This window comes from Pedobacter sp. WC2423 (assembly GCF_040822065.1).
GTDB lineage: Bacteria > Bacteroidota > Bacteroidia > Sphingobacteriales > Sphingobacteriaceae > Pedobacter.
The window spans coordinates 1,735,944-1,749,287 of record NZ_CP162005.1; the positions used below are offsets into that span (position 1 = coordinate 1,735,944).

Annotated in this window: 9 protein-coding genes; 2 read left to right on the forward strand and 7 right to left on the reverse strand. The window is 39.8% G+C overall.

The genetic code is table 11. The annotated features are described in order from the left end of the window. Positions 1-183 precede the first annotated feature (183 nt). Complete coding sequence (locus AB3G38_RS06875) at positions 184-1,158, forward strand: hypothetical protein (protein WP_367867755.1); 975 nt, start codon at positions 184-186, stop codon at positions 1,156-1,158. A gap of 108 nt (positions 1,159-1,266) precedes the next feature. On the opposite strand, the gene AB3G38_RS06880 is transcribed toward AB3G38_RS06875, so the two are convergent. Further along, complete coding sequence (locus AB3G38_RS06880) at positions 1,267-2,100, reverse strand: Rid family detoxifying hydrolase (protein WP_367867756.1); 834 nt, start codon at positions 2,098-2,100, stop codon at positions 1,267-1,269. Positions 2,101-2,190: 90 nt separating this feature from the next. Between AB3G38_RS06880 and AB3G38_RS06885 the strand changes: the two genes are divergently transcribed. Continuing rightward, positions 2,191-3,114, forward strand: a complete 924-nt coding sequence (locus AB3G38_RS06885; RefSeq protein WP_367867757.1) for a LysR family transcriptional regulator — start codon at positions 2,191-2,193, stop codon at positions 3,112-3,114. Positions 3,115-3,161: 47 nt separating this feature from the next. Here AB3G38_RS06885 and AB3G38_RS06890 read toward each other — a convergent pair whose 3' ends face one another. The 6 genes from AB3G38_RS06890 to AB3G38_RS06915 are packed head-to-tail and all read right to left on the reverse strand — an operon-like array spanning position 3,162 to position 12,378. Then, complete coding sequence (locus AB3G38_RS06890) at positions 3,162-4,445, reverse strand: TolC family protein (protein ID WP_367867758.1); 1,284 nt, start codon at positions 4,443-4,445, stop codon at positions 3,162-3,164. 57 nt (positions 4,446-4,502) lie between these two features. Then, positions 4,503-7,604, reverse strand: a complete 3,102-nt coding sequence (locus tag AB3G38_RS06895) for an efflux RND transporter permease subunit (protein ID WP_367867759.1) — start codon at positions 7,602-7,604, stop codon at positions 4,503-4,505. A 21-nt stretch (positions 7,605-7,625) separates the two neighbouring features. Next, entirely contained in the window at positions 7,626-8,756 is a 1,131-nt protein-coding gene (locus tag AB3G38_RS06900) for an efflux RND transporter periplasmic adaptor subunit (RefSeq protein WP_367867760.1), read from the reverse strand. Then, entirely contained in the window at positions 8,740-8,889 is a 150-nt protein-coding gene (locus tag AB3G38_RS06905; RefSeq protein ID WP_367867761.1) for a hypothetical protein, read from the reverse strand. Before AB3G38_RS06905 ends, AB3G38_RS06900 begins: the two co-directional genes overlap by 17 nt. After that, complete coding sequence (mgtA, locus tag AB3G38_RS06910; protein ID WP_367867762.1) at positions 8,880-11,591, reverse strand: magnesium-translocating P-type ATPase; 2,712 nt, start codon at positions 11,589-11,591, stop codon at positions 8,880-8,882. The genes AB3G38_RS06905 and mgtA overlap by 10 nt, the downstream gene beginning before the upstream one ends. Positions 11,592-11,628: 37 nt before the next feature. Beyond that, positions 11,629-12,378 (reverse strand): MgtC/SapB family protein, encoded by a 750-nt coding sequence (locus AB3G38_RS06915; protein WP_367867763.1) that lies wholly within the window; start codon positions 12,376-12,378, stop codon positions 11,629-11,631. Between the last annotated feature and the right edge of the window lie 966 nt (positions 12,379-13,344).

The window sequence follows — 13,344 nt, forward strand, 5'->3', positions numbered from 1 at the left end:
GAAATACAATACTTTTTCAGGGTATATCGAACACGCAATTGTATATCGGGCGCACATAAGTCAAAACGTTTTACTAATCAAGCATCAAATTTTGTCTTTTTGTTTTTTGACCCCATGAGTCCCATCTGTTATTTATTGTTATAAAAAAATATCTTTACCTTGCCATTAATCAAGCTTTACCCTATGAAAAAAACTATCATTTATATTTCCTGTTGTGTAGTATTACTCCTTACAGCTGTTTCTTGTAAAGACAAGAAGAAAAAAGAGAAAGACCCGCAGCAAACCGCATCAGCATCGGCCAGCCCAGGATCAGCAGATACAGCAAGCCGCGTTATTGAGTATACAAACCTTGTTGTGGATATGGCTAACAGCCATAACGCTTATTTAAAAGATATTCTTGGAAACACGGAAAAAATCGAAAGTGCCTTAAAAAATCCAGATGACAAATTTGGTTTCCTTAGAATTATTCATCCTCATTTAACCAAGTTTACCGTTAACAATATGAACGGTATAACCATAGAAAATCCAGTTCCTGAACTTGGAAAAGAGAATCAGGCTTATTTTAAAACTCAGGTAACACAGTACAATGCGAAGTTTGAAAAAATGAATACTGACTATAAGCAGTTAAGAGATTATCTGACCGCTCAGGATTATAAAGATGATAAAGGAGCTAAAGGTTATGCTTTAATTGATACCATCAGAGGCACCGTTCAAAAACTATATACTGAAAAAATTGTGCTCATGAAAAAAGTGAACGAGATCGCTGATGCCGCAGAAATCGTTGTATTGAAAGACAGTCCGCTTAAAGAATATATTATTGCGATGAAAACTGATATGAAGAATATCCGTAATTTTGTTGATTTGTTATCAGATAATGCAAATAGTTATACAAAGATCAGTGCTCAGGCACAAGCAGGGTTTGCTGCCTTAGAAATTGCACAGGCTAAAAACGCCGGACTGAATATGGAAAACGCAAAAAAAGCAAACAAAGAGGGTAACTACAAAAACTTTTATGATAGCTTCCACAATCTTTTATTGCATACTAAAAAGACATTGCGTAATGCCGGAGAAAATGGCAGGCTGAGCAGCAGTGATATCGAAGGACTAGATAGCGATTATGATGGATTGATCAGAAATTACAATTACTTTAATCAGTAAAAAAGGATTCTCCAATCAGTAAAAGGATTCAACCTGGTTATGTAAAATAAACCATGTCAACTCGTTAATTATTAACTTAGAAACACGGTTTATTTTACAATCTCCAGGTTATAATTGTTTTTCGAATCCTAGTCTGTCAATCTGAATCCAATACTCCTTAATCTTTCCATTTTCAAGCCTGTAAACTGCACTTGCAATTTCAATTATTGGTTTTCCCGTTGCCGGATGCCCATCAATTGTTGCTAAATGTTTGCCAGTTTGTTTCCACCGGACATAAACGCGGTCACCTTCTGCTATAATTTCAGTGATTTCAAAATGAAAATTCCCGTATAAAGTCAGAAATTCTTTTACGTGTTCAGCATAATTCTGCGGTGTTCTTGTGACCGTTGTTTCTGCCTCTGCATTCAGCTGATGCGCCAGTAAAGTATCAGCCATATATAAGCCGGCGCGATCAGGATTTTTACCCGAACGTACTTCCTCCAGGAACCGCCTGATCAATTGTTTGTTTTCAGCAGAAGAGTTAATTTGGTTCAATGCCGTAGCCGCAATTTCAATATTTGCTTTCGCAGGAAGATCAGTAACAGCCATACAAACTCTGGCTGGAAAATCTCCGGTAAAATAACTACGGTACACTTGATTAGTTATGGCATAGTTGTCCATGCTTTTCAAATAAATAGTAACGTTCACCAAATCACTGTAAGTTAACCCCTTTTCATGAAGTAAACTTGCAATATTTTTCATTACCTGATGTACTTCAGCCTCGAAACTACTGGTTACTAGTAATCCGGTAGTACTATTGATGCCTATCTGTCCGGACAGGAAAACAAAATCTTTAGCAGATTTCACTTTGCTGTAAGGTAATGCCTGAACCAGGTTATCTTTTTGTTGCGCCATCATAGGGAAAGAATAAATAAATAAGAGGATGAGTAATACCTTTTTCATGTTAATAATAGGTCAGACACAAAATTACATTTACCTTTTAATACCTAAAATACTATTTTTGTCACCAATTAATACCTGAATAGTATTACTATGGATTTAAGACATTTGAATTATTTTCTGGTTTTAGCAGAAGAATTACATTTTGGAAGGGCTGCAGAAAGGCTACATATTTCACAGCCTCCATTGAGCAGAATGATTCAGCTGATAGAAAATGACCTGGGTGTATTACTTTTTGAACGGACTAAAAGAAGCGTTATACTCACCCCTGCCGGACAAGACTTTTTACAAGATGCCAGGCAAATGATTTTGCAGATGCAAACTGTAAAGAAACGACTGGCTATTTATGGTCAGGGAGAAACGGGTACGCTGAGAATTGGCTATGTAGGCGCAGTTATGCATAGTAACCTTCCTGCGTTGCTGGCAGAATTTGCAAAAAGTCATCCACACATTAATTTACAATTTGAGGAATTACCTAACCATAAATTAGTCCATGAATTAAATAATGGTACGCTGGATGCCGCTTTTGTAAGAACATGGCTGCATCCTGAAAAACTAGAAGAAAAACTGATTGTCTCAGAAAAATTCGTAGCTGTTTTACCCGTAGCACATTCACTATCCTCAAAAAATAAGATCTCTGTTCATGAACTGGCGAATGAACAATTTATCACATTCACGCGCGAATGTGGCCCTACTATATTTGATAGTTTTTTAGTTTTATGTTCAAATGCAGGGTTTACACCACAAATCTCACATCATGCTTCTCAGCTAAATTCGGTATTAAGATTAGTGGAAAGTGGTTTTGGCATTTCACTTTTACCTGAAAATGTAGCAAAGGGATATGCATTGCAACTAAAATTCATCCCACTGGAAAACACAGAAGAAGCTGTTCCGCTGATTATGCTCAATAGAAAAGAGAATCCGAATCCTGCATTACTGCATTTGCAGAATCACCTGGTTAAATCTTCGTCAAACGAAAAGGAAATTTCTGAAAAGCTGATCGGTAACCATCTTTAACCCCGTAACATCTGCTAGTGTAGCGACAGCAATTTCTTTTAACAGGTTTATTTAATATCCCAGATCCCCGCAGCACGTTCTAATTCAATCAGTGCAGCTGCATACTTCGATTGTGATTCATAAAACCCTTGTTGTACTTCATTGTACGTCCTTTGCGCGTTCAAAACTTCCAGCAGAGAAGTTTCCCCACGTTTATAGCTGTACATTTTAGCCGTCAGAATCTTCTTCCCTTCACTCAGCAGCCCGGTTTTATATTGCTGAACCTGTTTCTGAGCCGCAGTATAATTAAAATAAGCCTGTGTTACTTCAACCTGAATCTGCTGCTGAACTTGTTCATATTGAATACCCACCTGCTTAATCGTAAACTGAGCAGCTTTTAAATCCCCTTTATAATGATTTGAGAATTTCAACGGAACACTAAATCCGGCATTAAAAGTACGGTGATAAGGCGTTGGCGCTATTTCATTTGTTGAAACACCAGCAAACTGTAGCCCCGCATTTACTCCTAAATCAACTTTCCGGTTTGCTTTTACCAAAGCCAGGGTCCTGTCTGCGACAATTTTATTGTTTAAGGCTGCTACGGCATCTGCCCTGATGAGCTGCGCATTATTGATTAAGGATTGATAGTTTATATCACGCGAAAGGTGCTCAAAATCTCCATCTGGCATCACCAAAGTATCTGCACTCTTTTTACCAAGATAAGCACTTAGCTTAATCAGCGAATTTTTCCAGTCTGCTTCAGTCTGATAAACAGTATTTTGCAAATTGCTGGCTTCCAGTTTGGATTGTCTTGCATCTGTTTCTGTAATTGCACCCAGTTTATAACGGATCGCATCTGCGTCTGCCAGTTGTTTCATCATTTGATAAGAATAATGTTGCACCTGCAATAATTCGTACTGTTGAATTGCAGTATAATAAGCCAGAGCAGCATCAGCTCTCAGATTCCTTAAATAATCAAGCAATAATGCTTTATTTAATTCAGTCATACTTTGCGCAAGGCTAATCCGGGCCTTTCTTTTACCGCCCAATTCAATGGTCGTTCCCAGCCCGAGTGTTACCCCCTGCCCCAGTTTCAATTTAACTTGCTGGTTATCAAATACACCTGCTGAAAATTCAGGATCAGGAAAGATCTTCGCTGTTTCAATCCCGGCCTCTGCAATATTTACATTGTACTTTTCTGCTGCATAACCCAGGTTTTCTTTGCCTACACGGTTTAAGAACTGAAGCATAGATATTTTTGATTTTAAAGACAGGGTATCTACCTGTGCTTGTCCATTCATGACTATGCCTGTGAGCAGACATAAGGACAAAATGTATTTCGTAAATTTCATTTAGTATTGAATTAATTTTCCAATGGATTTATTGATTGAATGTTTCCAATCGATTTATTAACCAGCCACTTCCGATGGTTTAAAATCATTCTTGCCCCATTTACTTTCCAGCAGATAATAAAGTGCTGGTAAAACGAACAATGTAATTGCTGTTGCAGCAAACAAGCCATAAACGATCACTGTAGCCAGTGGTCTTTGAACGTCAGAGCCTATACCTGTAGCTAAAGAAGCAGGCAAAAGACCTAATGCCGCTACTGTTGCAGTCATCAGAACAGGCCGGAAGCGATGTTTTGCACCAGCTAAAACTGCCTGGAGTAAATCATATCCTTTTTTACGCAATTCGTTGATATGGGAAATCAGAATCACACCATTTTGAATAGCGACACCAAATAGTGCGATAAAACCTACTGCTGAAGAAACATTCAGTGTCATTCCTCTGATATTCAAAGCTAACATCCCACCAAATAAAGCGAGCGGAACAATGCTTAAAATCAAACCTGCCTGTCTGAACTTTCCAAACGCGCCATAAAGTAATAAAAACATAATGGCTAAGGCTAAAGGCACAACAACTCCTAGTTTAGCGTAAGCACGGTTTTGATTTTCAAACTGGCCGCCCCACTCTATTTTATACTTTTCATGATCATATTTAACCTGCTGTGTAATCTTTGCCTGTGCATCTTTCAAAAATGAACTTAAATCTGCTCCTCTTAAGTTTAACCTGACAGTCAGCTGTCTGCGGTTCATTTCCCTGGAAATAGAGCTTTCGCCCAGATCAGTTTTCACTTCAGCAATCTGTGATAAAGGAATCTTTGCTCCCGTTGATGAAGTTAGCATCAGGTTCCCTATTTTTTCAGGTGTATCCCGGCTTTTTTCTTTATAACGGCAAATCACATCATAAACTCTGTCGCCCGAAAAGAGCTGTGAAACCGCTTTACCACCTATAGCAACTTCAACCAGTTCGGCTACATCACTAATATTCAGCCCGTATTTGGCTACAGCATCTCTGTTTATCCTGATTTGTAATTGTGGCAGAGGAGGTTCCTGATCAATTGCAATATCGACAGCTCCTTTTACTGTTCTTAAAGTAGAAACCACATTTTCAGTAATTCTCCTGGTTTCCTTAAAATCATTACCAAACACTTTAACTACCAATTCACTGTGTGCACCCGAAATTTTGTCCATTACCCCGTCAATCATTGGCTGCGTAAAAGCTACTGAATAACCTGGCATAGCAGCATATTCTCTGGACAAATCTTCAACCAGAGCGGCTTTATTCCGGCCGCTTTCCCATTCCTTGTAAGGTTTTAGTCCTACGGAAACTTCAAAATGTGAAGGGGTGAAATAATCCGTTCCCTGGTCATTACGACCTGCCTGGACATTCACATAAGTGATTTCAGGGTGTTTCATGGTTGCTGATCTAAGCGCATCACTCATCTCTCTTGACTTCTCTAAAGTAACCCCGGGAGGCAACGATACTTGTAACCAGATCGAACCTTCATCTAATGGTGGTAAAAAGTCTTTTCCAACGATAACAGACAGGACAATAGCGCTGATCAACACTAAAACTAAAGGCATAAATACCTTTTTTGGCTTGTCCATGATCTTACTCAAGCGCCTTTCATACCATGCAGTCAGTTTTTCCAGCCACATATTGTGATAGATTTTGCCTGGTTTCTTATAAACAGCATAAGCAAGTCCCGGTATCAATAGCAATGCAACAGCCAGTGCACCCAGCAAAGCATAACCTACAGTAAAAGCCATGGGTGTAAATAGTTTTTTCTCTACTCTTTCAAAAGAGAACAAAGGCAGGTAAGCGGTAATAATGATAATCGTCGAAAATAAAACAGGCTTGGCAACGCTTAAAGCGCTCTGACTAATAGAAACCTCTTCTAATTCCTGATCAGGATGATCTTCCCTTTTTTTCAGGATGGTTTCCAGCATCACAATCGCACCATCCACAATAATCCCAAAATCTATGGCTCCCAAAGAAAGCAGGTTTGCCGGAATCTTCGTAAAGTGCATCAGGATAAATGCAACCAGTAAAGCAACAGGAATCGTAATGGCGACAATTAATGCACCTCTCCAACTTCCCAGGAAAACAATTAATACTACGATAACCAGCCCCATTCCCTCTAAAAGCGTATGAGAAACCGTATCAAGCGTGGTATTGATTAAGTTTGTCCTGTCCAGATAAGCACGGATAGTTACTCCTTCAGGTAAAATACCATGGTTCAGCTCTGCTACCGCCTGATGAATTCCATCAAGTACTACTGAAGGATTTTGTCCTTTCAGCATCACTACAATTCCTGCAATCCCATCAGAATAATTCACCTTGCGATCCGTATAACCCAATACCCCTTTACGTTCCAGTGTACCATATTTCAGTTCGCCCAGATCTTTTACAAATACTGGTACACCATTGACAGATTTAACAACCACATCACCCAGGGCAGCCAAGTCTTTAACCAGACCTATCCCCCGAACTACATAACCCTGTTCTCCGCGGTTTAAAATACTTCCCCCCGCATTGGCGTTATTATTACTGATGGCAGTTTGCACATCAGCAAGTGCTACCTGGTATTGCACTAATTTATCCGGATCAATCTCCATTTGGTACTGTGTGGTGATCCCGCCAAAATTGGCCACATCTGCCACACCCTGTACTTGTTTAATCTTTGGTATAATTGTCCAGTTCTGTAAATCAGTAAGTTTCCTTAAATCATGATTTTTGCTTTCTATAATATACCGGTAGATTTCTCCGGTCGGAGAGGTCAGCGGATCAAGTCCCGGTGTTGCCCCAAAAGGAAGACTCAGACCAGTTAACCTTTCCTGGATTCTCTGTCTGGCCCAGTAATCATCGACACCATCATCAAAGACCATAGTGATAAGCGACAAACCGAATAAACTCCGGCTGCGCATCACATGCATACCGGGTAAACCGTTGAGTGCACGCTCTACAGGAATAGAAATTTGCTGTTCTACTTCTTCAGCAGCCAGGCCTGGCACCTGGGTAACCACCTGAGAAGTTACATCAGCAATATCCGGATACGCTTCTATGGAAAGTTGTTTCCAGGAGTAAAATCCGAATACAGCCAGGAGTACAAAAAGAGCTGCAAAGAGCCAGCGTTTTTTTATTGCAGTAAAAATTAATTGCTTCATATGATTGGGCTTATAGCGTGATTATTTGGCTTCTAATAAATAGAAACCACCTTCTGATACGATCCTTTCGCCTTTGGTCAGACCACTTTTAATGACCACACGATTCCCTTCTGTATCTCCTGTTTCCACCTTTCTTTTAATATATTTACCAGTTGCAGTAACCACAAAAACAAAATTCGAATCATTCATTTGCAGGATTGCTTTCAGTGGAATAAGCACGGCAGATGCAGGCGCATCGATAAAATTCACAGAGACATACATGCCCGGCTTAAGCATATGGTTGCTATTGTCACATTCAATCAAAACTTGTACACTGCGCGTATCTTCATCAACAATTTCGTTCACGTGATACACCTTTCCCCGAATTTTTTTACCGGGTAAAGCAGCTACTTCAATCTCGCATTCGTCCTTTTCGTGGATATAACGGATGTCTTTTTCTTTAACCTGCCCGGCAACCCATACTTTATTCAGGTTAGCCACAGTGGCTACACTTGCTGCATCGTCTTTGATAAACTGTCCTAAAACCACTTTATTTTCAATTACCTCTCCGGTAATCGGCGCATGTACGACAAGAGCCTGCCCTAAAGACAATTTTTCTGGATTTGCCTTAAATATTCTGATCCCTATAACTGCATTTTCATATTCCTTTTGCTCTACATCATAACCCGTTTGTGCTTCTTCCAGATCTTTTTGTGTACCCACTCCATTAGCCATCAGATCTTTCTGACGTTTCAAAGTTCTCTCTGCCTGCTGCATTTGCGATTTCTCCTGGAAAAACACTTTCTGTGCGGCAATAAAGTCCGGAGAACTAATTTCAAACAAGGGCGTTTCAGTAGTTGTTTTCATGCCTAACCTGATATAGCTCTTCGTTACCCGTCCCTGAAAAGGCGGCGCAATTTCTGCAAACTGGGTAGGAATCGCTTTTACCGTTCCTGCGGTCATCATCTTGAGGCTATAAGGCTCATTATCTATATCTATAAATTTAAGTTTACCTTTCAACGCCGAATGAGCCGGTACAGTAATCACATCACCTTTCAAGGTGAAATTGGCGGCAGGTTCTTTAGCAATTTGCTGTTTGCAAGAAGCTGTCATTCCGATAATGACCACAGCAATGCCAGTCAGATATGACTGACGGTTATTTTTTAGATTCATATTGTGCTTTGTCTTTGTTTGAGAAATCAGATAAGGTATGAAAATGGTATTCCAACCATTCTGCGAATACGATAACCAGTATAATTAATACGATAGCCAGTATCCATTGTCTGCCAGCCCGGATTATAGCCATTGGTTAAATCTTTTGATATACCATCCTTTAATAAATTGTGTAAGCAGACAGTAACCAGCCAGGATTCCAATCAACCATGGGAAATAACTCAATGGCAATTGCTCCATTTTTAATGCACCTGCGAAAGGTGAAAAAGGTATAAAAATCCCCACCACCATAATCAGCGAGGTCAAAGCAACAACGGGCGTGGTTGCCCAGCTCTGAATAAAAGGTATCTTACGTGTCCTGATCATATGTACAATCAGTGTTTGAGACAATAATCCTTCGATAAACCAGCCACTTTGAAACAGGCTCTGATGTTCAGGAGTATTCGCTTTGAAAACGAAAAACATAATTGCAAACATCGCATAGTCAAATACAGAGCTGATCGGGCCTATATAAAGCATGAATCTTTTAATTCCTGAGGCCTCCCATTTTTTAGGTTTCTCCATAAAATCTTCATCCATTTTGTCCCATGGAATGGAGATCTGCGAAACATCATATAATAAGTTCTGAACCAGAATTTGTACAGGAAGCATGGGCAGGAATGGCAGAAAGGCACTGGCACCTAACATGCTGAACATATTACCGAAATTACTGCTGGCAGTCATTTTGATATATTTGATAATATTACCAAAGGTTCTGCGGCCATAGATCACCCCTTTTCTTAAAACCATCAGGTCTTTTTCCAGTAAAATAATATCAGCACTTTCTTTGGCAATATCCACTGCTGTGTCTACACTGATTCCTAAATCTGCATCTCTAAGGGCTACAGCGTCATTGATACCATCCCCCATAAAGCCTACTGTATGGCCTTTTGCCTGCAACATTTTAACCACGCGCGACTTTTGAACAGGACTCAACTTGGCCAGAATAGAAACCTCCCCTACTTGTTCCTTTAACTCTTCATCAGTCATTTTCTCCACTTCCGCACCCAGCAGGATTTTATCGAAAGGAATACCCACATCCCGGCATATTTTTTTAGTGACAATCTCATTATCACCAGTCAAAACTTTAATACTCACCCCTAATTTCTGCAGCGCTTCAATAGCTACTTTGGCTGAAGGTTTAGCGGGATCAAGGAAGCCAATAAAACCAGTAAGAATCATTTTTTTTTCATCCTCCACTGCATAATTCAGTGCCCGGTCGTCAAATTCCCGGATAGCGACAAGCAGTACTCGCAGCCCTTCTGAATTAAGTTTTGCTGAGGTCTGAAGAATCATATTCCGCATGGTTTCATCCATTGAGATTACCTGATCAGATTCAATATGCAATTCTTTATCATCTCCGGGATCGAAGGCATGGCTGCACAGATCCAGCATTTCTTCTACCGCTCCTTTACAAATCAGCAGGTGTTTACCATTACGTTGTTTCAGCACCACAGACATTCTGCGCCGCTGGAAATCAAAAGGGATTTCATCAACTTTTAAAAAGTACTCTTCAACTTTCAGATAATCATGCAATTCGACATGTTCCAGTACAGCAACGTCAAGCAGATTTTTCAGTCCTGTTTGATGAAAACTATTCAGATAGGCCCATTTGAGTACTTCTTCATCTTCTTGTCCAAAAATATTCAGGTGCCTTTCCAATAAGATTTTGTCCAGGGTCAGTGTTCCTGTTTTATCTGTACACAGCACATCCATTGCCCCTATATTTTGTATGGCATTGAGCCTTTTGACAATTACTTTATGCTTACTCATGCTCACAGCTCCTTTTGCAAGATTTGCAGTGACGATCATTGGCAGCATTTCTGGTGTTAAACCTACTGCAACAGCAATTGCAAAAAGAAGTGCATCCCACCAGTTACCTTTAACAAAGCCATTAATCAGGAAAATCAAAGGCACCATTACCACCATAAAGCTGATTAGCAGGTAGCTTACTTTATTTACACCTTTATCAAAATTCGTTTCCGCACGTTTGCCTACAATGACCTTACTGAGCGAACCAAAATAGGTTTGATTTCCAGTATTGACCACAATTGCAGTGGCATATCCGCTCACTACATTGGTTCCCATGAAGCAGATATTATCCAGTTCTACCAATGGTTTATCTTCTGCATCCCTTACTGCAAGGCTTCTTTTTTCTACAGGTAAAGATTCTCCGGTCAGCATAGACTGGCTTACAAACAGATCTTTGGATTGTACGATCCGGCAATCTGCGGGGATCATATCTCCTGCCGATAGTATAATCAAATCTCCGGGTACAAGTTTTTTAATATCCAGCTCCTTCTTTCCTGTAATTTTCCGCACTACAGTAGCTGTGGTTTTCACCATACTTTTAAGCTGCTCAGCAGCCTTATTACTTCTATATTCCTGAAAAAACCGTAACAATGAGCTAACCATTACCATAATACCGACCATGGTCACTGTTTTATAGTCTGCTTCTCCCGGACTGGCGAGCCATACATCCAGTATAAAAGAGATGACGGCAATAATCAGCAGGATACCAATAAATGGATTTATAAAAGCCTGAATGAATTGTTTAATCCATGCCGGAGCTTTTTCATGATGAACTTCATTCAGTCCAAATTTGCCTAACCGTTCTTTGGCCTGCATGGCAGACAAACCTTCTATAGAACTATCCAGCATAGCCAGGTAAAAATCCTGATCAGAGCGGGAAACGTTCTGAAGTTTAGTTGCAGCAGCTTCGTCACTGCCATTGGACATCATTTTTTTGTTGCCTGTGAGCGCTCTGATTTTTAAGCCTTTTTTTACAATAGTCATGATATTATATATATATACTGATCAGCGGAAATTATTATTAAAGGTCATTTTCGTCTCCGGCCTTATTCCAGCTCACTTCAGAAACCTCGCGCTCAATAGTCAAGCGGCCTGCAATCCGTTCCATAATGAGGTCTTCATTACTATTGGCGAGTATTTCGGCAGTAATTACAGCCTTGCCCGGATCACCATCGTCTGTGCTTTTAAGGGATCTGAGGAGTAGCTTCTCGTCATTACTGGTAAACTGGAGCAGCAACACTCTCAAATGATTCTCTACATCCTGTCTGCATTTGATAATCAGCAGGTAAGCCACAGGAATCTGGGTACTCTTTAATGGAAGACGGCTTAATTTCACGCCAACCGGACGCATAATCACATGGGTCAGAATTACAAAAGTTGTAACGATTGCTGCCTCAGGAATAAACCCCAGTCCGCAAGCGGCACCAACTGCGGCAGAACACCATAAAGTGGCCGCTGTATTTAGCCCCCTGACGTTCAGGCCGTCCTTCATAATAACACCTGCACCCAGGAAACCAATTCCACTAACTACATAAGAAATCACTCTTCCGGAAGCATCACCACCAACTTTTACGCCCAGAGAAACGAACATACAAGCGCCTAAGCAAACCAGCATATTTGTCCTTAATCCTGCCATTCGTTGTCTCCACTGGCGTTCAGTCCCAATTGCAGCCCCTAGTGCAAAAGCAATGGCGAGCCTCAGCGTAAACTCAAATATTGTCATAGCGTGCCCCCTTTCTTTTAATTTGGCGAGCATTCCGTCTGAAGACATTTAGTATTAAAGAATACACCCTAAAAAAAAGCTGTCTGAAGGAAAGAGATGAATAGTAATTTTGTCTGCCGAAGATATTGTCAGCTATTCCAAACGTGATTGTTGGTCTGGTGTCCATACCCACTGGATAATCATAATCTACTATATGACGGGTATATTTTGATTGTGTTTTAAAAAAATTGAACATAACGCTGTATGATGCCACTACCGGCATAACAGAAGTTACGAGCGTTAGCGGGCGGTTAAATAATTAATTGATAATGTTTTCGGTGATACTATTGATAGTATCTCTGGATGGGGGCCTGAGTCCATAATTTGCTTTTTTTTAATCTGCTGCAAATATAAAACACCCTATTTGAAAGGGCCGTTAGAGGATTAACAGAAATTCATTAGAAATTCATTAGAGCCAGCCGGGCAAGATTCAGGCGGCTGCAATTAAGAATAGAATTATGTATTAAGAAGTTATTGCACCATGCAATTGACAATTCCGGAAGAAATATAGCGTGCGAATCCATCTTTATCAGCACTTGTTATCCCTCTTTGAAAGGGTTCAAAAGCTTATCAAGTTTTTCTTTGGAAATCTTTTCGCCGGCGTGCTGTACCGACAACTGAAATTTATTCTGAATCGCAAAAGCTTTAACTACAACAGGCGAATTTGGATACTGGCATAAAATTTAATGTTTTTTTGGCGTTCAGATCTTTCTTTTTGCCAAGAATAGTACTAAAAACAGTACACCTTAAATCAGTGTACAATTTCGATCCAAAACCAAATTAACATTTCATTTTATGAATTGATAGAATTTAAAATCCAAATACATCAATGCTTAATACCACCATTAAACGACAAAAAAGAAAATAAAAAAACAAATTAAGGATTATAAATAACAATTAAATTTCTTTTCATTACACATCAGCAACAAATCAGAAAAATAATAAACTTTCTGATCAATTCATTTTTTGATTTTC